Below are 20,741 nucleotides of genomic sequence, written 5' to 3'. Positions count from 1 at the left end.
GGATTGTCGATCGTGTATCGAAGGCATACCACGTGGGGACATACGTGGACAACTATGAAGGTGTTCGGTATTTTACCGAGCGCTCATTATTATGGCGATTGACAAGCCGAGCCATTCCTAATAGAAAAGAGTCGAACCCCCGAACAGATAGGCATCGACGAAAGATGCGAGGGCAGTCCGACATCCGGGTCTTCGGAACCCGTGTTGCTGACCTGCCTCACATTGTGGGAATGCGATCTCCCTTTGGTTCAACCCTCGGGCCCTGCGCGAGGTCAGGCTTGATGATCGTCGATGTCGGGCCGCTCCGCGCACCGGAGAGGTTCCGGGACTCGCGAAACTTCCCGCCCGACACGTTGCGAAACATTCGAGAATGGAGGTGTTGTCTTGAATCATCGCTCATGGAATCAGGTATTCGAGGCCCGACGCAGAAAGGCGGTCGGCATGTTGGCGCGTTGCGCTCTCCTGGTGGGTCTGGCCACCCTGGCGGTGTCCGCACCGGTCTTCGCCGGGGACTGGGACAATCTGGGCCGCCGCGAGGTGAAAAACCGTGCGGAACGCGACCAGATCACCGTCACCAGGAAAGATGGCAGGTTTTCCAAGATCAAATTGAAGGTCCTCAAATCCGGCGTCACCTTCTACGACGTGAAGATCCACTTCGGCAACGGCGAGGTTTTCGACGTCTCGCTGCGTGACTTCATCAAGGCCGGCGGGGAAACCCGAGTCATCGATCTGCCGGGCAAGAAGCGCATCATCAAAAAGGTCGTCTTCGTGTACAAATCGAAGGCCAAGCGCAAGAAGAATCGCGCCACCGTGGTGCTGTACGGCAGGCACTGAAGCGGCCGGGGCCCGATCGCGGATGTGATCCAGGCCCCGTATCGCCGTTCCATTCGGCGGGCGCTGTAAGGTTTGGTTGGAGGGGGTCTCTCACCCCCAATCATGCCTGGTTTACGACGGTTTGTATCCCACCGCAACACGGTTCAAGGCACGGCTCTTGCACTTCTCGACCGATCGATAACCACCTCAGCGACAAAGGCTTCGCGCGTTTGAGTCGAACCCGGACGGAACATGAATTCTTCGCTTTCCCACATCGCGATTTTCGCAACACGATCACCCGAGTTCGACCGAAGGACCACCAGGTCGGCGCTGATCTTCGCCTTGTGGTTGCTGCCCCAACTGGTGGCCGGCACCTTCGGCGAGACGCCCATGGTCGCCAAGGTCGATCAACAGAGCCAGGCGACCGTCTCGGTCAAGAACGGCGCCCATCTCGCCGTTCAGGTGGAAAATCCCCAAGAATTGCTCCCTGCGGTGCGCATCTACACGGGGCTCTTCAGCGATGCCGACTTTCGCCCGAAGCGGCTCGGCATCGTGTTCGACGGGCAAAAGCGGGCCCGCATTCCCTTCGCGCACCTTTCCCCGCGATTTCAAAAGACATTTCTGCGCGCCCTCTGGCCTCGAGACAAGCTGGGGGAGCGCGATTGGGCGCACCGCGTCGTGTTCGACGGGCGCGAGACTCTGTGGACCATCGCCGCCCTGTTCACCGGCAGTGGCCAGAACTATCGCCGGTTGATGCAGTACAACCACCTGAATTCGCCCAAGATCGGTAAGGGCAGCCTGGTGCGCATTCCCCGCGAATTGCTGCTGCCCATCCTGCGTCAGGACGACGAGGCGCTGGTCTCGCCCGCGGTGGCCGGCGGCGGGGACGACGATTCCGGCCCCACCACGGCCGATGTGGTCTCGCTGGTTTCCAAGGGCGTCCAACGATTGACGGAAAAGGCCTCGGTGGCCGAAAAGCCTGCGGTCGCGAGTTCCTCGGAAGCGGGTTCCGGTGGGGTGGCCGCGTCCACCCAGGACGAGGCGGCGCGGAGTCGGAAACTCCTCGAAGAACAGTTGGCCGAGTTGAAGGAACAGCGCGCCGATCTGAGTTACGGTTCCGACGGCAAGGGTCGTTTCGCGCTCTATCGCCTCAAGGCGGGGGAGGCCATCTACAGTTCGGTCGTCGTTCGCTTCTGCGGTCTGGTGAGCGGTAAGGACGTGAACGACATGGCAGCCGTGATCATCCGTCGCAACGGGATTCGCGACGAAACCGACCTGCCGATCGGCACGGCGATCAAAATACCCTACGAGCACCTGGAGCCCGAATTCAAGGCGGAAGACGACGCCGAGTACCTGGCCTACCTGGCCAATGTGAAGGCCGTCGCCAGCGTGCAGACGCAGTTGACCGTCAAGAACTTGGACGGCGTATACGTGATTCTGGACGCCGGTCACGGCGGTCGGGACCCCGGGGCCCATTTCGGTCAGGTTTGGGAAGACGACTACGTCTACGACGTCATGTGCCGGGTCAAGATTCGGCTCGAGCGCGAGACCGGTGCCGAAGTGATTCCCACCGTGATCGACCCCAGCGTGGGCTACCGCGCCCAGGACGTCTCCCACTTTCGGCTGGATACCGACGAACACCTGAACACCAAGCCTGTCTTCCGATTGAACAGCGCGACCGTGACGACCGACGGCGTCAACCTGCGCTGGATGTTGGCCAACTACCACTACGATCGGTTGGTGAAAAAGGGCGTCAAGCCCGAGAACATCCTGTTCGCCAGTTTTCATGCGGACTCGTTGCACCGCAGTCTGAGCGGCGGCATGGTCTACATTCCGGACGCCCGGGTCTATCCGCGCAAGGTGATTCCCTACCGGCGCCTTTCCGGTTATCGCGAGTACGCGGCCAACCGCTTCACCTTTTCGCGCAAGGAAATGCAGCGCTCCCAGGCGCGCAGCCTGAACTTCGCCCGCAACTACGTGGCCCGTTCCAAACAGAAGCGGGTACCCGTTCACGAGCAGAAGCCGATCCGGTCGCTCATCTACCGCAATCCCAACCGTCCCTTCGTGCCGGCGGTGTTGAAGTACAACCGCATTCCCACCCGGGTCCTGATCGAGGTCAGCAATCTCAACAACAAAAGGGATCGGGGCAATATCGCCAAACCGGGCTTCCGCCAGAAGCTGGCCGATACCTTCGTCGAAGCGCTGTACATGAGCTACGGCGTTCGCCTGGATGACGAATCTTCCTAGTGCCGATCCCGACACGGGGACTTGGCGGCAACCCAGACGGCCCGGCTAGATGGACAGACCGCCAAGTTTCGGATCTCGTCAAAGTATTTGTTTCTAGTTGATTGGCTGGAACTTGAGACCTGGCTGTCGTACCTGCGGCGCAGGAGATCCCGGGCCGGTTCAGGCGGACCTTTTTCATGGAAACCACTGGTTTCGGATGGGCGCTTTCTCGTTTCCTTTCGATCCGGTGCGTCGCTGCCGAGCCGGCGCGCAAGAACTGCCCGAGTCTCAAAAAGGGACAAAACTAAAGCAATCGAGGGCGACACACGATCAGAAGGGCAAAATTCGCGAATTGGAACTTTTTCAAACTGAAACCGATGGGCTCGCTTTCGGGGCCTGAACCATCCGAATCAACCGAAGGTCATTTTTCGGTTTTCCTGTGCTTTTCCGGAAAATGGGAGAGCACCCATCTCTCATCGCCATTTGACGCCACATCCAGGGGCTTCGCGGTTGGTATGGCCAAGGTTGCCACGGTGAAGCGCTTGATCTCGGGTGCGATCGTTTTATTTTTTTCGAATCGCCATCATCATGTGTCCTTCTATGTTTTGTTTCGAAATAACAGGCGATTCCACTGTGCGTTCGCGGGGTAGAGTACGGCGATGTTATCTTTTGAATGTGAGCGGTAAAGGGTGGCTTGCCAGTCGATGTGGCTGGTTTTTTGGTTAGATAAATGTGAGAAGAGCCGAATGAAATAGAAGCGAGTCGGTTTTTCAAATGTTTTGATGTTATACTAACCAAACAGCTTTTTAATGAAAATACAGTTTCAATTCGCGAATCAGTTATGGAACCGATGACCGAGTGGGCATAGCTCCGTCCGTTGTTCACTCACGAATCCGCGGGTTGCCGAGTGTGCTCGCGGTGCGACCTTCCTTCAGAGGTGTTTCATGAACCGGTTTAGGCTCGGACGTCTCGAGACGCTCCGTAGAGCGGTAGTGTGTTTGTTTGTGCTTTGTTTTTCCGTGATAGTATTGTTTGCACAAGAAGAGGATAGTGACCTTCTTTCTTTGAGCCTGGAAGATTTGTTGCAGATGGAAGTTACGTCGGCTTCTAAGTTTCCGCAAAAGCCGCGTGAGGCACCCAGTGTCGTGTCGATCACCACCGCGGAACAGGCGGACCGGTTCGGCTGGCGTTCCCTCAACGACATCCTCTACAAGATGCCGGGATTCGGACCGGGTCAGGATTTCGATCGGCCCACCGTGCCCACCAGGGGCCTGTTCGACAGTTGGAGCAACAACCACCTGTTGCACCTCGTCGACGGGATCCCCATGAACGACAATCTCTACGGCACCGCCTACACTTGGGAGGTTACGCCGATTTTCAACGCCAAGACGATCGAGATCATTCGTGGCCCCGGTTCAGCCCTATACGGCTCCAACGCCACCAACGGCGTCGTTCAGGTGAACACGGTTTCTGCGGCGGACCTCACCAAAAAGGTGGATGTCCGCCTTCGGACCGGCAGTTTGAACACGACTGCGGCGGACTTGCTGGCCGGCCACGAGGGCGAGCTGTTTTCGGCGGTGATTTCGTTCAGTGGCTACACCACCGACGGTCATGAATACCTGTCCCGCGACGGCAGCGGACGGCTCGACGCCAACGGCGATCCTTTGTTCTTCCGGACCCGCAACCAGCGCGAGAGTTCCTATGCCTGGGCCAAGCTGGAAGGCGAGGGCAAGCTGGACGGCCTGTCCTTTCAATACCACGAGCAGGACTGGGACTTTCAAACCGGGCACGGCTGGTTGTGGTGGATTCCCGACTTCGAAGAGGATATGAACGAGCAGCGCCGCATTTTTGCGATCAAGTACAACCCCACCACTTACAAGAGATGGACGCAGGAATACGTGGTGCGCTACCAGCGTCACGACATTTCCTGGAACCAGCGCTATTACCCCACCGGCGCCTTCGACGATTTCTATCCCTCCGGTATGTGGGAGTACCTGGAAACCGATGCCGAAGACCTGTTCGTCCGGCTTCAGTTCTCCTATGAAGTGGCCAAGCAGGCGCGTTTCCTGGTGGGCTTCGAGGGAGATCGCTTCATCTACAAGGGCGATACGGAGCACTTTTCCAACATCGACATCGACGGTGGAGCGGCGCCCTTTCCCGGTGACATCAACTCGCCGTTGGGACCCTGGCTGGACTACATTCTCGACGAACCGCTGCTCAACACGGGGTTTTACGCCCAATTCTCTTCCGGCAACATGTTCGGCGATCAGTTCAAGTTGACCGCCGGCCTGCGCTGGGACGAATCCTCGGTCGACTTTTTCCGAATCTTCGAGCCAGGTCGGCCGCAGGCCGAAAAGTCGCTCTCGCGGGTCAGCCCGCGCTTGGCGTTGGTCTACAACGTCAACAGCAAAACCACACTCAAGCTGATGGGCGGCAAGGCGTTCCGTGCGCCACAGCCCACCGAACTGGCCGGCGCACACACCTTTTCGCTGGGTTCGAACATCGAACAACTTCAGCCGGAGCTGATCACGACGGTCGAGCTGATGGGCGACGTGATCATCAACGAGTACATGAACTTCCGGGCCAATCTGTTCGAAACCGAGTTCGAGAACCAGATCGCCTTCAGTACCCAGAACAACAACTTGAGCACGAACGTGTTCTCGCAGACGACTCGCGGCCTGGAACTGGAGTTGATCTTCCAGCGCAAAAAGTTTTCGGGGTTCCTCAACTTCTCGATGACCGATCGGGTCGACGAGGAAGTGTTGGACAACACGATCGGGCTCAGTCCCGACGATGTGGCCTGGGAAACGGAGCAGAAATTCAATTTCGGCTTGGTCTTCCAGGATTCGAAGTGGACGGTGGCGCTCGCCGGTCATTGGCATGGCGAAGTCAATCGGCGGGCTTCCGACATCGGTTTCCAGGAGTTGCCGCTGGGTGTCGGGGTATCCTTGGACATGGATCGCTACCGGCCGCAGGAGATCGATTCGTGGTTCACCACCGACAGCAACGTGCGTTACCAGATCAGCAAAGGGGTGGAAGCCGGCTTGACGGTCACCAATTTGTTCGACAGCGACGACAACATCCTGGTGAAGACCGGGCCCTTCCCATTCGATTACCAGGGCCACGAACGCAGAACCAACTTCTTCGTACGACTGCAGTTCTAACGGGCGCGGTGGGTGCCGCGGTGGCATCCACCGCACGCTGTCGGGTATCATCAAGGGGTGGTTCGGGACCACATTAGCTGATTCTTTCCGAGACGGCGGGCTCACATCGAGTGAGAATGGGACCACATTGCCTGCAACTGGGCGCGCAATCATCCCGCTCGGACCACAATAAAAGCAAATGGAATCCGGCTTTGTTCTTTTGTTTCTCTGAGGCGGATTTCTACTGAATCGCCCCGGGATTACCGGGGACTCCATTTCTTGATTAGAATGGAGTTATGAACAATACAAAGCGATATTCACCAGCGTTTAAAGAGCGATCGCCGGCAAACCCCTGGCGATTTACCGCAATCAAAAAAAGCTCCCGGTCCGGGACGTTCTTTACAGGATCTTCATAACTCGAAGTGTATGATTCATCAGCGGCCTCGATTTCATCGTGCTTTCTCGAATTATTGATAGGAGCCTTCATCATGAAGATTCAGTTGCTCACGCTGCGTGCCTTCCTCAACCTGAGCTCGTGGAACCCGGTCACCACCATCCTTGCCGAAGAACTCGACGGGTTGGTCACCAAACGCCACCAATCGGGCGCCTTTATCGGCACTGTGGTCGCGGGCCAAGGCGACGACATCGTCCACCGGAAGGGCAGCAGTCTGGCCAACCGCGGGTGCGGCCTCACCAACACCGTTAACACCCGCGCGGGGGACTCGGCCCCAATCATCTCATTCGATCACCGGGGAGTTCTGCCGGCTGCGGTTTCGCCTCATGCATGGAACTGTCGCGTTTCATGCGGGCGCTGACGAGCGAAAAACGGGTCGGCATTAACTTGTCGATAGGCTAAACACCGCCAAGGTTCGTCATTCTCGCGGGCTCGTGTGCGGGTACCTTCATCGCGGAGAGATAATCACCAAATCCAGACGGCCGTATTGTTGTTACTATCTACTCTTCAAGGACAAATCACTATGAATATCTTCAGAAAACGATCACGATACCAGATTCCGCGGCCTTTGCCGGGGATGCTTTTCGGAATGCTCTTCCTAACGACCGCCATCCCCATTTCAGCCCAGCCCGATTTTGAACAATACACATTCACCAATCCTCTGCAGCATTATCACGGTGATGTGGACGCACTATATTATGCAGACCCCAAAGCTTTTCGAGCGACCTACCTGCCAAAACTGAGAATTCCCATCCAACGCGAGGATTACTTCGGGGTCTGGAATTGGCGCAACCACATCGGCTCCTGGCCCGGCCACAGCGACCAGTTCATCCCTTACGACAACCACCCCAAAAAGAAGACCTACGTTTTCGGCGGTGGTAGCGGTCACGATGCGGTCGATTGGCTTGTGAGCTTCCGCAATTGGGGTGCAAATGAAGTGATCAACCCGTTTCCGCACGGTGCTCGGGTCGAAGTGACCAACCTCAAGGACCATGTGGATGATGTCTGGGTCGATATCAACCATCCCGACAGTCTCGGGAATTGGCTCGAATTGACGTGCTACCTGGACGGCAAGGTTGACAACAAGAGTTACAACAATAAGTTCACCATCACCTTCGCGCACTTGAAGAAGAATTCCATTGTCGTGGCAATGGGGCAAATGGTAGAGCCCGGTCAGGTCCTGGCCCAAGTCGGAAGCAGCGGCACCACCTCCCTGGACGTCACCCACATTCACACCATTTATAAATACCGCGGAAAGAAGCTGGACCCATTCAACGGATACTGGAACAAAGATCTCAGCGAGCCACTGCTGTTCGATCAAGGATGGGTCGAGCAGAGAACCAATTACGACGTCAAGGAGAACAGAAGGCACTTGACCCTGAACAATGCCTTTTATGTAGAAATGCCCAACAACTCGGTAAATACATATATCTTCAGGTCTTTTGACTACATCGCACACATTCGTTTTGGAGATGGGAGTGGTGGGATCGTACCCGATTTGGACATTCTCGATAATCCCAATCTGCTGGAACTGAAACGCCGTGAAACGACCTTCTGGGATAAAGACGGTGGCGGCTGGACCATGCACGAAGTCGAATTCGAATGGGCGCAGAACGCAGACCCCTCGGTAGTCGACAAGGAAATGGACTTTCGCATCGAAACGAGCGATGGCAGATTGAGTAACCGCGTTTTCGTGGTGGTGCGTGATTAGCGGAACGAGGCCAAGCGACGGCTACCTTCTAGGTGCCGCTGACCGCCATTTCGGAAATCACGAAGCCGGGCGTCTGCACTGACCAATCGGTCTGCACGTTGTCCCCGATCATCGAGATGTTGCCGAGCATGGTCTTGAGGTTGCTGTTCAGCGTGAACTCCATGACCGGGTAGGCCACCTCGCCGTTCTCGATCCAAAGGCCGATGGCGCCGCGCGAATAGTCGCCGGTCGAGACGTTGACGCCCTGACCGATCACGCCGGTCACCCAAACGCCCTGGTTCATCTTGCGGATCAGGCTCTCTTCGTCGTCCGTGCCCGGTTTGATCAGCAGGTTGGTGAGTCCGCCGGCGTGGCCCGTGGTCTTCATGTTCAGCTTGTTGGCCGAGTAGGTGCTCAACAGGTAGGTTTCCAGGTTGCCGCGATCGACGAGCTTGCGCCGGGTCTTGGCGACACCTTCGCGATCGTAGTTCTGACTCGCCTGGCCACGCGGAATGAAGGGATCCTCGGTAATTTCCAACAGGTCGCTGCCGATGCGGGTCCCGAGCGCGTCCACGAGAAACGATTCGTTGCGGTAGATGGAGCCGCCGGTCATGGCCGAGAAGAGGTGGCCCCAGATGGAGCGCGCCACGGCCGGTTCGAAATACACGGGAAAATTTCCGGTCCTGGGTTTGCGTGCGCCGATCTTGCGCAGGACCTGGCGCGCGGCCAGGGCCGCGACCTCGTCGGTACTGCGCAGATCCTCGATGTGGCGGCGATGGGTGCCCCAACTGCCGCTCTGTTTGCGACCGGTGTTCAGGTCGCCCTCGGCCACCGTGTCTTCCGCGAAGCCGGAAACACCCAGGCCGATCACCGTTCTCGATTCGGCCCGGCAGAAGCCGGCGCTGTTGGCGATGGCCGTGGCGGAAACCATGGTCGTCATGCTGGCGCCGTCGGAGCGCAGCCTAGAGTCGATCGCCAACATTTTGTTTTCCAGTTCCTTGGCCATGGCGATCTTGTCGACCACCGACATGTCCAGAATGTCGTCGTCGAAGGCGTCCAGCTCGCGGAACTCGGTGGCGAGCTGATCCTTTTGGGGCAGGGCGTAGAAGGTGTCGCGATCGGTGTACTTGCAGAGCACCATCGCCTGATCGACCAGGTCGCTGAGGGCCTCGGCGCTCCAGTCGCAGGAATGGACGGATGCGCGGCGATGATCTCGCGAAACCGTCAGGGCGACTTCGAAGGGCTCGGCTTCACACAGGTTCTCGATGTCGCCGTTGCGAACCTCCACCTCGAATTCCTGCCTGCGATGAACTTGGGCCTCGGCCGTATGGGCACCGCGAGACAGAGCCATGTCCAGCGTTTGCTGCGCCTTGCGCTCCATTTCCGCTAAATCCGCATAGGTCTTCATGCTGTTTGGCCTCCAACCGTCATTTCCGAAATTTTCACGGTCGGCAATCCCACGCCGACCGGTACGCTCTGGCCCTTGCCACAGGTCCAAATACCGGAGCCCATGGCGAAATCGTTGCCGACCATGGTCACTTTGCTCAGGACATCGGGCCCGTTTCCGATCAGAATGAAATTTTTGATGGGGTGACTGAGCTTGCCGTCCCGAATCAAATAGGCTTCACTGGGCACGAAGGTGAAATTGCCGTTGCTGATTTCCACCTGGCCACCCTTGAAGGTCTTGCAATAGATGCCGTGCTCGGTGGAGCCGATGATTTCGTCGGCGCTGTACTCGCCAGGCAGCATGTAGGTCGTGCGCATGCGGGGAAGCGGTTGGTATTTGTAGGATTCCCGCCTGCCGTTGCCGGTGCTCTCCTGATCGAAATAACGCGCCGAGATTTCGTCCATCATGTAGGTGTTCAGCCGGCCGTTTTCGATGAGGACCGTGCGCTGCGAGTCGTTGAGCTCGTCGTCGACGTTGATGGATCCGCGATCGTGTTCGATGGTGCCGTCGTCGATGATGGTGCACTGGGGGTCGGCGACCATGTGGCCCAGCCGGTCGGCGTAGGCGCTGGTGCCCTTGCGATTGAAATCCGCTTCGAGGGGGTGGCCGATGGCCTCGTGCAGCAGGATGCCCGAATCGCCCGGCGCGAGAATGACCGGCAACATGCCGGCCGGGGCCTGTTTGGCTTCCAGCAGGACCAGGGCTTCGCGTACGGCGTCCTCGGCCCATTTCCTGACCTTGTCGGCCGTGACGAAGGAAAAGCCGCGCCGGCCGCCGTCGCCCGAGCGACCGGTTTGCCGTTCGCCGTCTTTTTCGCAGATCGCCGAAATCGAAAAGCGCAGCATGGGCTGTACGTCCTCGAACAACCGCCCGCGGGTATCGGCGAGCAGGATGGTGCGCTGGTGGTCGGTATAACTGATGCTGACCTTGGTGACCAGGTCGCTGTAGGCACGGGCGTGTTCGTTGGCCTTGATGATCCACTGGATCTTTTTGTCCAAGTCGACCTCGGTCGAGGGGTCGTCGATGGCGTAGCGGTTGGTCAACGGTTTTTGCTCGAGGGCGTAGGATCGTTCGGAGCCCTTGTCTTCGGCGATGGCCGCCGCGGTGTCGGCGATCTTGAGGAAGCTGGCGTCGTCCAGGCGCTCGGTATACGCGTAGCCGGTTCGTTCACCTTTGACGACGCGGACACCCACGCCTTTTTCGATGGAGGAAATCGCGGTTTTGAGAATGCCCTCTTCCATGACAAGGCTGTTGAATCGCGAGACTTCGCAAAAAATTTCCGCGAAGTCACCGCCTCGACTCATGGCTCGGTTGAGAATGCGTTGAATGGACTCCTGGCTCAAGCGAAACAAATCCAGTGACATCGGCGACCTCCTAGGAAGCACTCTACCATAAAAGAAATCATAATCACACTGTCTGCGCTGGTCGCAAACCCTTGGGCGGCGCGGCACTCGGCGCGGTCGTAAATGGGCCTCGCGACCGCATCGAAACGCGTTTCGACAGGGCCGTCAGGCTTGAGAGGCAAGCGTGGCTGGGCTCGATCTCGGGGTCTCGGGTGGGCACCTCGACGCGTACCTATCCAGACGAAGCGACCCGGCAGTCGCGATCGTTCCGTTTCTGAATGGGTACCTCAACTATCTTTGACGGTCGAGAAGTGACATCTGAAAAGTTTTGTGGGCCACCTTTTCGCTCGGATTGTGGTAGAAACGAAACAAGCATCGGAGCGAACGAACACACATCTCAGGAAGTGCGCGCGCCGCCGGTGGTCCTCGATGGGGCCCTTCCTCCACGGTTCAGGCATCGAAACCCCGCCGCCGGTATCGATGGGGGAGCTGGTCATGGTAGAGCGAGATCTGGAAAAAGGCGCCGCGCACGCGCGTGACGCGGCCGAAACGCCGTCCCGGCGGAACGGTGGTATTCGCGAATTTTTCGACGAGGTCCTGCGCGAACAACTCGAACACGATCCCGAGATGTTGACGCGGCTGGGCCTGGCCGAGGCGTTGGGCATCCCGAAATCCGATGACCGGCTCACACGCTGTTCCCCGTGCGCCGCGGCCGAGTCCCTGAATCGGGCCGAACGGCATCTGGCGCGGTTGCGGCAGTTCGAAGACGCCGGGCTTTCCACCTCCGATCGCGTCTCCAAGCGCGTGTTGAAGTGGTTGCTCGAGGATCGTCTGCGCGACAAACCCTTCCTTCACCACGGGTACGTGGTCAACCAGCTCAACGGCATTCAATTGGACTTGCCGGCCTTCATGGTGGGCGTTCACCCGCTCCACGATCTCGAGGGCTGCGAGACCTATGTGGCGCGGCTCCACGGGTTTCGCGAAAAGTTCCGGCAACTCCTGGAGAGCTTGAGGTTGCGCGAGGAAATGGCCATCTTGCCGCCGCGTTTCGTAGTGACCGGTGTACTCGAGGGCATCGACCGGATGCTGGCGGGCCATCCCGAGCACCATCCCCTGGTGACGACCCTGGCGGGAGCGGCCCCTGTCCAGGACCAGCGGGCACGCTGGCTCGGGCGCGCACGCGAGGCGGTGGAACAGGTGGTGTTCCCCGAGTACCGCCGCCTGGCCTCCTATCTGCGCGAGCTCCTGCCGCACACCGACGCGCGCGACGGCGTGTGGAAGCTGCCCAACGGCGAGGCCTACTACCACCATCTGCTCCACCATCACACCAGCCTGAATCTGCCGGTCGACAAGGTGCACGATCTGGGAGAAGACGAGGTCGCCCGCATTCACGCCGAGATGGAACGCCAGTTCGTGCGGATCGGCAGGACCCAGGGGACCTTGTCTCAGCGGATGCGGGCCCTGTTCGACGATCCCGCGTTCCGGTATCCGGACGACGAGGCCGGCCGCGAACACATTTTGCGCGACTATCGCGCCATCGTCGAAGAGGCGCAACGCGTCCTGCCCGACTGGTTCGACCTTCAACCGGCCTCCGAGCTGAAGGTGGCCAGGGTTCCCCGTTTCAAGGAACGGGGCGCACCGGGCGCCTACTACATGGCGCCCGCCATGGACGGATCGCGGCCAGGTGTCTTTTTCGTGAACCTGCGGGACATCGCCGAGACACCGCGGTTCACCATGCGCACCCTGGCCTATCACGAAGCAGTGCCGGGCCATCACTTTCAAATGGGACTGGCCCAGGAAATCACCGACCTGCCCCATTTCCGGCGCACGCTCTCGCTCACCGCCTACGTGGAGGGCTGGGCGCTCTACACAGAGAACCTGGCTTCCGAGATGGGGCTCAACCCGACGCCCTACGACGAGCTGGGCCGACTCCAGGCCGAACTCCTGCGAGCCGCCCGCCTGGTCGTGGACACCGGCATTCACGCGCTGCGCTGGACACGCCGCCAAGCCATCGACTACATGATCGCCACCGGCTGCCTGGCACCGAGCGATGCCGTCACCGAGGTGGAGCGCTACATCGTCTTTCCCGCCCAGGCCTGCGCCTACAAAATCGGCATGCTGCACATTCAGGATCTGCGGTTTCGTGCCGAGGATCGCCTGGGATCGGCCTTCGACGTGAAGGCCTTCCACCGCGCCGTCCTGCGCGACGGCGCACTGCCGCTACCGGTACTGGCCGATCGCGTGCGGGAGTGGATCCGCGATCGCGCCCTCGCCAAAGACTGAGGGCCGAAGCCTCGGGAAGCGGCACGGGATGCGGTAGGGATTGCCCCCGAGCCGGCCAGTCGGGTATGTTAGGCTGATACGCGACCACAGCATCGAGAAAGGTTCATTCGGTAAAGAACCGATCCTCGGTCCGGCGATCCATGAGGCCGGCCTCGGGGCTCGTGAGTGAGTCCCCTCGATGCAGCGTTTTTACCGCGAGGCCCCTCGTCTTTTCACCTTCGGGAACGATGTCCTTTCACCATGGTCCGGTTTTTCTCCGACGTCTTTTCCGAACCGGCTCTTCCGGCCGAGCCGCCCGAACGCGTGCCTTCGACCGGATCGACCGACCTGGCGGGCCTCCGCGCGACAAGGTCTTCCCCGAACTATCCCAAGGAGTGTATCGATGATGAAATGGTTGTTGGTGGTGTGCATGGGTCTGCTCATGGCCTGTGGCTCGACACCGCCGTCCGCTTCGAACGAGACGGCCCACGAAAAGAAACCGGAGCCGGCCGCAACGCCGGTCACGAAGGAGTTGATCGAAAAAGCCGCGGGAATGATCGATGCCAAGCGGATCGAAGACGGCGTGAAGATCCTGGCCCACGACGACATGATGGGTCGGGCCACGGGAACGGAGGGCGAGCGTAAGGCCGCCGAATGGATTGCCGCCCAGTACGAATCCATTGGATTGAAGCCGCTGGCAGGCGACAGCTTTTTCCAGAAAGTCCAGTTGATCGGCATGAAGAAGAATGCCGAGACCTCCAGCTTGACCCTGCGCGGCGACAAGGGCGAGCTGAAATATGAAAACGGCAAGACCTTGACTTGGTGGTCCACCGCCCAAAAGGAAAAGGTGGCCATCGAGAAGGCGCCCCTGGTGTTCGTCGGATACGGCGTCGATGCACCGGAACACCAGTGGGACGACTACAAGGGTCTCGATGCCAAGGGCAAGATCCTGGTCTTCCTCAACAACGATCCCGACATCGAGGGCGAACCCGACGCGTTCGGCGGAGAGGCTCGCACCTATTACGGCAGGTACACCTACAAATTCGAGCAGGCCATGAGCCGGGGCGCGGCCGGCGCGATCATCATCCACACCACCCATTCGGCGGGTTACGGTTGGGAAGTGATCGGCACCAGCGGCTCGCGCGAGAGTTTCGCGGTCAAGTTGCCGGACACGGGTTTCCAATTGGACATGCTGGCCTGGATGCATCAGGACCTGGTGAACCAGATCGCGGCCATGGTCGGCAGTGATTTGGATGCCTGGTTCAAGGCCGCCAACAAGCGCGATTTCCAGCCCGTGCCACTGCCCGTCACGCTCGACGCCACCATGGAAGTGGCCCTGCGTGAAACCGAGGGGCAGAACGTGGTGGGCCTCTGGGAGGGTTCCGATCCCACCCTGAAAGACGAAATCGTGATCTTCTCGGCCCACTACGATCACTTGGGCGTGAAGGACGACGGCAGTGTGTACAACGGCGCCTGGGACAACGCCTTGGGAACCGCCGCGATCATCGATATCGCCCGAGCCTTTGCCGAGAGCGGCCTGCGTCCGCGCCGTTCGATCGCCTTTCTGGCCTGCAGCGCCGAGGAACGCGGTCTGCTGGGCAGCTTTTGGTTTACCGCCAATCCGCCGGTTCCGCTGAAACGGTTCGTGGCCAACCTAAATATCGATATGCCGCAAATTCTCGGGATGACCCACGACATCGGCGCGATCGGTTACGAATCCAACAGCCTGGGCGAGGTCCTCCAAAGCATCGCCGCGGAAACGCCGGTGACCCTGGCCGACGGCACGAGCGAACCCATGGTCGTCAAGGGCGATCCCAACCCCAACGCCGGAAGCTTCTACCGCTCCGATCAGGCCAATTTCGTCAAGGCCGGGGTGCCCGCCATCTATTTCGTGCCGGGCAAGTCCTACGTCGAAACCCCGTCGACGGATCCCAGCCAATACCACACCGATCACTACCACAAGGTGAGCGACGTCATCACGGAGCATTGGGATCTCAGCGGTTGCGTTCGCGACATGCGGGTCATCTTGCGGCTCACCACGGCCGTGGCCATGGCCGACGAAATGCCGCGCTGGCAGCCCGGTAACGAATTCGAGGGTGCCTGGAAGAAACTGCACGGTCGCTGAGTTCGACCGAAGACCAACAGGGGCCGCATCGGGAAGGATCCCGGGCGGCCTTTTTTACGTTCGGCCTCACTGGCCTCGCGATACGTTTTTGGCGCCGGCCTTGCGGCCCTCGTTCGCGATGTTGCGCGCATCCTTGCGCACGCTTCTGATCTGTTGTTCGAGACGCTTGATTTCGTTTTTGGCGTACATGATCCGGCGCTCGATGTATTCGAGACTCCAATAACTGGCTTCCAGGTTGCGCCGTTGGCTTTCCCAGTGCTTCTGGTCCTCGCGCTGCGCCTGCAGGGCCGTTTCGAGCCGCGATATTTCCGACATCTTGGCGCTGTACCTCTTTTGGTAGCGCTCGTTCAAGGCTTTCTGTTCGTTCAGGTCCTGCTGTGCATCGTCGCCGGAGCCGATCGGGACGACCGGAACATCGACCGCGTCGCTGCTCCCCTGGACCTGGACATTGGAGCCGGCATAGCGGCCATCTTCGTCGATGTTCATGCCGGCGAAGTTCTCCTTGGTCTTGTCCGGATCTTTCGTCGGGGCGGTCGCGGTACGGACCTGCTTCGATTCGGCCAATGCCTCGGTCTTCTTGAAATCGATCAGCGATTCGGGGAGCTGGTACAGGTTGCCTTTGGGTCCGGTGAAATGGACCACCCCTTCGATGATTTCGTAGCCGCCCTTGTAGGGAACCTTTTTGCCGTTCTTGAGGATGAGTGTGCCGGCCAAGCATGGACCGGCGACCCAAAACAGAAGGATCGAACAATGGAAGAGAAATCGATGGACTCGCACGTGGAAACCTCGGCATTCGCATGGGATGCAGCGTTCTTTGCTACCCATCATAATCGGTTCCCGAATCCAGATCCAGCGTGGGCCTGGGGAATATGGGTCCGTTCCCCCGTCGGCCTCGAGGAGAATGGGGGGTCGAGGCGAAACCGTCAGGTTTCCGAAGTGGATGCGGGGCCGGTCGTGGGTGGCTGGACCGCTTCGCCCGATCCCTCGTCGCCGAACAGAAGTTGGGCGACACGGGCCGGATTCAGCCCCGCCGCCTGGGCGCGGGCCGCCTCTACCGGTGCCAGCGGTACCTCTTCCACGATGACCTGAACGGCGCGCAGCAGGGAAGCGCCGTCCTTCTCTTCGTGCAGCTCGATGATGGCGACTTCTTCGTCTTTGTCCGGCAGGCGGCGTGCCTCGCGGAAAATGCGCTGTCGCAACTCACCTGGCTCCTGGTCTTCTCGCTGCCGTTCCAAACGCTTGGCTTCGGCGCGACTTTCTCGAGTCGGAGCTTCGGGGTCGCTGAATTGCGGAGGGCCGAGACCGTTGATTTCCATGGGGGACTCCACGCGTCGAAGGATCCGGGGCCGAGCTGGGCTCGGGCACGGATCGCGTGCCGGGGACGAGCCGGTTCGGTGGCGATGGCGGGGACATGGATGGTTGGTGAAATGGGTCTGAACCCAACCTAATTCCCGAACTGGCGATGCGCAACCCTTTGGGCGACGCCGCTCCAGGCGGGTTGCTCGTTGGGGATGACTTCAGGCGGGACGGGGGTTGGCCTTGCTCGGCTCCTCGCCGACCCTCGCGGCCGGCTCGGGAGAGGGAACGCGGATGTTGACCAGCGTGATTTCGTCGTGTTTGGCCAGCTCCCCGGGATCCGGGAACAGCAGCAACACGCAGCAGCCACCGTGTTCCGGACCGGCCTCCAAGCGAATGCGCCCCTTCATCTCGCGCATCGCGTTGGCGGCGAAGTGCAGGCCGAACCCGCGCGCCTCGCGCTTGGTGGAGAACCCGCTCTGGAATATTGCCGTGCGGTGTTCTTCCGGAATGCCGGGACCGTTGTCCTCGAAAGCCAGGCCGATGAACGCATCCGATTCGCGGAACAGGCGAATTCTCAGAATCTTTTCCCCGACCATTTCGGCCATGGCTTCGACACTGTTCTTGATGATGTGGCGCATCACGTGGAGCAGCTTGGTTTTGGAGGCGCCGACCGGGCGATCGCATGCGAAATCGCGCTGGACCGTGATGTGGAACTCTTCCAGCAGCGCGTTTTGGATTTTCAGCGCATCCTCCACCATGCTGTTCAGGGTCACCATTTCCATGAACTCGTCGGCACCGGCGTATTTCTCCTGGGCCTGGACGATGGCCTTGATCAGTTCCACCTGGTTGTCCAATTGGTGGATTTCGCTGCCGATGGTTTTGCGCACCTGGATCAGGTTGCGGTAGAACTGTTCCAGTGCCTTGGGGACCACCCGCCCGGTCTTGTCGTGGTGGACGAAGTCGGTCAGGTCGTTGGTGTGGGCGTCGATGAGGTCCACCACTCGGCGGAGGATGTTGGGCCGCAGGCCCTCCAGTTCGTCCTTGATCTGTCCGGACGAGGTGTTGATGGTGTTGAGCGCGTTGCCCAGGTTGTGAAGGGTATCGGTGGCGATTTCGGCCATGCCCGCCTGGTGGGCAGCCTTGATCAATTCCCTTTGCGCGACCTGCAGTTCTTCGGCCGTTTTGGCCAAGTTCTCGTTGGCCTCGGCCAGCGAACGCGTGCGTTCGGCCACCCGGTGCTCCAACAGGCGGCGATTCTTTTCGGTCTCCCGATAGCGCCAGACCGCCAGCATGGTGATGGCCAGGAAGGCGAGCAGGGCCACGCGTTGCACGGTCCAGAACGGCGGAATGATCCTGATTCGGATGTTGGCGCCCTTCTCGTTCCACACGTTGTCCGTGTTGCCGCCCACCACCACGAAGGAATAGGTGCCGGGATCGAGGTTGGTATAGGTGGCCGAGTTGCGGCTTTGCGCATCGATCCAATGTTGGTCGAAACCCTTCAGCATATAGCGAAACCGGTTTTTGCCGGGGCTGCTGAAATCGAGCGCGGCGAATTCCAGGGAGAACATGCTTTGGTCGGGCTGCAGTGTCAGCTCTTCCATCATATGCAGCGGGCGGGGCAGCGAGACCTCTTCGTTGAAGACCTTGAACGAGGTCAGCACGATGTCGGGCGGTCGCGTTCGGTCGCGAATCTCCTCGGGACGAAACTCGATGAGCCCGTTGCGCCCTCCGAAAAACATCTCGCCCTTGGCGCCCTGGAAAAACGAATTGTGGACGAAGGATCCGCTCTGGACCCCATCGTGCACGTCGTAATGCCGGAAACGGTCCTCTTTGACGATGTACTTGCTCAACCCTCGTGCCGTGCTCAGCCACAGGTTGCCGGCCAGATCGGGCAAAATCCCGAAAATCACGTTGTATTGGTTGCCGTTGGGATCGAAGAGCCGGCGGAAGCTGCCGGTTTCGGGCCGGAACCAGTTGAGGCCCTGATTGGTGCCGATCCACAGATCGTCGTGGGGACCCAGGTGGATCACGTTGACGCGGTTGTTGCTGAGGGTCGTGGGATCGTTGGGATCGTTGCGGTACCACTTAAAGTGCCCGCCTTCGCCGTCCAGGTTGATGAGACCGTGGTCGGTGCCCAACCAGTAGGTGCGGTCGGCGTGTTGACGAATCGAAAAAATGCGCAGCGAGCGATCGATTTCCGGCGTTCGGTCGGGAAGGATGTTTTCGAAACGATTCCCTTCGCGGTGATAGCGGTCCAGGCCGGCATCGCCGCCGACCCACATCACGTTGTCGCGATCGCGATAGAGGGAGCGAATCCGTTCGTCGGACAGGGTACCTCCGCGTCGAACCGAGGGAAAGTGGCGCCAGGTGGTGCGATCGGGCGAAAGCACGCTGATCGCCCGATTGTAGGAGCCCACCCAGAGCGCGCCCAGGTGATCTTCGGCGAGTGCGCGAATGTTGTCGTCGCAGATCGATTGGGCGTTGTTGGGGTCGTGGAGATAGTGGGTGTAGCGATCGCTGGTGCGATCGAGGCGGGTCAATCCGGTCGTGAGGGTGCCGAGCCAAAGCATGCCGTGGTGGTCCTGAAGGACGGCGCTCACCTGGTTGCTACCGAGTGAATTGGGATTGGCGTACTCGTGTCGGTAATGGAGGAAGTGTTTGCCGTGCAGGCTGGTGTAATTGATGCCGCCGCCGTTGGTACAGACCCAGAGCACGTCCGAGGTGTCCAGGTACATCGCCTCGATGCGATCGCTGCTGATGCTGAAGCTGTCCATCGGATTGTGGGAGATGCCGATCTGCTTGCCCGTCGCCAGTTCGAATTTCACCAAACCGCTGCGATAGGAGCCCACCCAGAGATGACCCTTCCCGTCCAGCAGGAGATTGCGGATGTCGTTGATGGGGGCCGTCGGGTCCCCGGCGGAATCGAAGAGGAACGATTCGGCGCGCAGGGTTTCCGGGTCGAATCGATTGACCCCGCCGCGGGTGGCGAGCCAAAGGTAGCCGGTTTCGTCCACCAGGATCCGTTTGATCACGTCGTTGCTGATGCTGGTGGGATCGTCGGGATCGTGGCGGAATCGCTGGAAGCCATTGCCTTCCGGAAGCAAGCGGTGGAGGCCGCCGGAGGTGGCGACCCAAATGCGGCCCGAGCGGTCCTCGCAGGTGGACCAGACCCGGTCGTTGCTCAACGATTGGGGGTCGTCGTGGTCGTGGCGGTAGGCGCGCAGATCGCCGGTGCTCACCTTGTAGCGGTACAGGCCCTCGTCGAAGGTGCCGATCCATAGGTTGCCCTTGGCGTCCAGGTACAGCGATTGGATGCGGCTCTCGGCCAGTTTGCGTTCCTGGGTCTCGGGGTCGTAGATGCTGCCGCGAAACTGCCCGGTGGCCGGATTGAAGTGAATGACGCCCGACCCCCAGGTACCCAGCCAGAAGGTGCCGTCGGGGCTGAGAATCATCACGCCGGCATTGCTGGCGGGGTAGGAGAGGGGATCGCGGGGATCGTGTTCGAAGGTCTTCAGCGAGTAGCCGTCGTAGCGATTCAAACCCGATTGCGTGGCGATCCACAGGAATCCGTTCTTGTCTTGCAGCGCGGCGTACACGACGCCGTGTGACAGGCCTTCCTCGGTCTGGATGTGAAAGAATTTGTGCAGGATGGGCCCGGCCAAACAGGGGCCGACCATCGAGCCGATCGCCAGGGCGAGCAGCGCGCTCACTCGGATCAGGTATCCGAGCCCGGGACGGGCTTCGTGGAGCCGGTATCGCTGCGAGGAGAGGAGGACGTTCATGAACCGAGTGTGCCTTGAAGAAGGGAGGATGAGCCGCGAAGCTTGTCGGCATCGAGCCGCCAACGTGATGAGGCCTCGGGGGAGCGAACCTGGTTCGACGGAATCTTCCGCTCCGGTGAGGCCATGCGAATTGAACGTGTTCCCTAATCCTATCGGA

At 59.8% G+C, this 20,741-nt stretch carries 12 protein-coding genes; 7 read left to right on the top strand and 5 right to left on the bottom strand.

Translation table 11 applies throughout. The features are described 5' to 3' along the window. Positions 1 to 384 precede the first annotated feature (384 nt). The 5 genes from J3U87_RS00125 (at position 385) to J3U87_RS00105 (ending at position 8,347) form a co-directional block, all read left to right on the top strand. Entirely contained in the window at positions 385 to 834 is a 450-nt protein-coding gene (locus tag J3U87_RS00125) for a DUF2541 family protein (protein WP_237380933.1), read from the top strand. 231 nt (positions 835 to 1,065) lie between these two features. Beyond that, a complete protein-coding gene (locus tag J3U87_RS00120; RefSeq protein ID WP_237380932.1) occupies positions 1,066 to 3,060 on the top strand; it encodes an N-acetylmuramoyl-L-alanine amidase in 1,995 nt (664 codons plus the stop codon). A gap of 1,043 nt (positions 3,061 to 4,103) precedes the next feature. Continuing rightward, on the top strand, positions 4,104 to 6,203 hold the full coding sequence (locus J3U87_RS00115; protein WP_237380931.1) for a TonB-dependent receptor plug domain-containing protein: 2,100 nt from the start codon (positions 4,104 to 4,106) through the stop codon (positions 6,201 to 6,203). A 467-nt stretch (positions 6,204 to 6,670) separates the two neighbouring features. Then, on the top strand, positions 6,671 to 6,997 hold the full coding sequence (locus tag J3U87_RS00110) for a hypothetical protein (protein ID WP_237380930.1): 327 nt from the start codon (positions 6,671 to 6,673) through the stop codon (positions 6,995 to 6,997). A gap of 162 nt (positions 6,998 to 7,159) precedes the next feature. Next, positions 7,160 to 8,347 (top strand): M23 family metallopeptidase, encoded by a 1,188-nt coding sequence (locus tag J3U87_RS00105; RefSeq protein WP_237380929.1) that lies wholly within the window; start codon positions 7,160 to 7,162, stop codon positions 8,345 to 8,347. A 28-nt stretch (positions 8,348 to 8,375) separates the two neighbouring features. Here the strand turns inward: J3U87_RS00105 and J3U87_RS00100 are convergent, their stop codons facing one another. Together J3U87_RS00100 and J3U87_RS00095 are read right to left on the bottom strand one after the other, a co-directional pair. After that, a complete protein-coding gene (locus tag J3U87_RS00100; RefSeq protein WP_237380920.1) occupies positions 8,376 to 9,734 on the bottom strand; it encodes a TldD/PmbA family protein in 1,359 nt (452 codons plus the stop codon). Then, on the bottom strand, positions 9,731 to 11,137 hold the full coding sequence (locus tag J3U87_RS00095) for a TldD/PmbA family protein (protein ID WP_237380918.1): 1,407 nt from the start codon (positions 11,135 to 11,137) through the stop codon (positions 9,731 to 9,733). Before J3U87_RS00095 ends, J3U87_RS00100 begins: the two co-directional genes overlap by 4 nt. Positions 11,138 to 11,611: 474 nt before the next feature. Between J3U87_RS00095 and J3U87_RS00090 the strand changes: the two genes are divergently transcribed. Then, the gene (locus J3U87_RS00090) at positions 11,612 to 13,399 is read left to right on the top strand and encodes a DUF885 domain-containing protein (protein ID WP_237380916.1); all 1,788 of its coding nucleotides are present in this window, start codon (positions 11,612 to 11,614) and stop codon (positions 13,397 to 13,399) included. Between the two features lie 382 nt (positions 13,400 to 13,781). Continuing rightward, positions 13,782 to 15,503 (top strand): M28 family peptidase, encoded by a 1,722-nt coding sequence (locus tag J3U87_RS00085; RefSeq protein ID WP_237380914.1) that lies wholly within the window; start codon positions 13,782 to 13,784, stop codon positions 15,501 to 15,503. Positions 15,504 to 15,569: 66 nt separating this feature from the next. On the opposite strand, the gene J3U87_RS00080 is transcribed toward J3U87_RS00085, so the two are convergent. The 3 genes from J3U87_RS00080 to J3U87_RS00070 all read right to left on the bottom strand — a co-directional run bounded on the left by J3U87_RS00080 (position 15,570) and on the right by J3U87_RS00070 (position 20,584). Next, entirely contained in the window at positions 15,570 to 16,217 is a 648-nt protein-coding gene (locus J3U87_RS00080; protein ID WP_237380911.1) for a hypothetical protein, read from the bottom strand. Positions 16,218 to 16,426: 209 nt separating this feature from the next. Further along, positions 16,427 to 16,819: a hypothetical protein gene (locus J3U87_RS00075; RefSeq protein WP_237380909.1), complete on the bottom strand. Its 393-nt coding sequence runs from the start codon at positions 16,817 to 16,819 to the stop codon at positions 16,427 to 16,429. Positions 16,820 to 17,020: 201 nt separating this feature from the next. Further along, positions 17,021 to 20,584, bottom strand: a complete 3,564-nt coding sequence (locus J3U87_RS00070; protein WP_237380907.1) for a two-component regulator propeller domain-containing protein — start codon at positions 20,582 to 20,584, stop codon at positions 17,021 to 17,023. Positions 20,585 to 20,741: the final 157 nt, after the last annotated feature.

Source organism: Sulfidibacter corallicola, assembly GCF_017498545.1.
Classification (GTDB): Bacteria; Acidobacteriota; Holophagae; order Acanthopleuribacterales; family Acanthopleuribacteraceae; genus Sulfidibacter; species Sulfidibacter corallicola.
The sequence above is the reverse complement of the archived record's forward strand: the minus strand, read 5'-3'. Positions and strand labels throughout refer to the sequence as shown.

Coding starts and splice junctions, on each gene's coding strand:
- J3U87_RS00120 (WP_237380932.1), top strand. CDS start 1,066: ATGAATTCTTCGCTTTCCCACATCGCGATTTTCGCAACACGATCACCC.
- J3U87_RS00110 (WP_237380930.1), top strand. CDS start 6,671: ATGAAGATTCAGTTGCTCACGCTGCGTGCCTTCCTCAACCTGAGCTCG.
- J3U87_RS00105 (WP_237380929.1), top strand. CDS start 7,160: ATGAATATCTTCAGAAAACGATCACGATACCAGATTCCGCGGCCTTTG.
- J3U87_RS00100 (WP_237380920.1), bottom strand. CDS start 9,734: ATGAAGACCTATGCGGATTTAGCGGAAATGGAGCGCAAGGCGCAGCAA.
- J3U87_RS00095 (WP_237380918.1), bottom strand. CDS start 11,137: ATGTCACTGGATTTGTTTCGCTTGAGCCAGGAGTCCATTCAACGCATT.
- J3U87_RS00090 (WP_237380916.1), top strand. CDS start 11,612: ATGGTAGAGCGAGATCTGGAAAAAGGCGCCGCGCACGCGCGTGACGCG.
- J3U87_RS00085 (WP_237380914.1), top strand. CDS start 13,782: ATGATGAAATGGTTGTTGGTGGTGTGCATGGGTCTGCTCATGGCCTGT.
- J3U87_RS00075 (WP_237380909.1), bottom strand. CDS start 16,819: ATGGAAATCAACGGTCTCGGCCCTCCGCAATTCAGCGACCCCGAAGCT.
- J3U87_RS00070 (WP_237380907.1), bottom strand. CDS start 20,584: ATGAACGTCCTCCTCTCCTCGCAGCGATACCGGCTCCACGAAGCCCGT.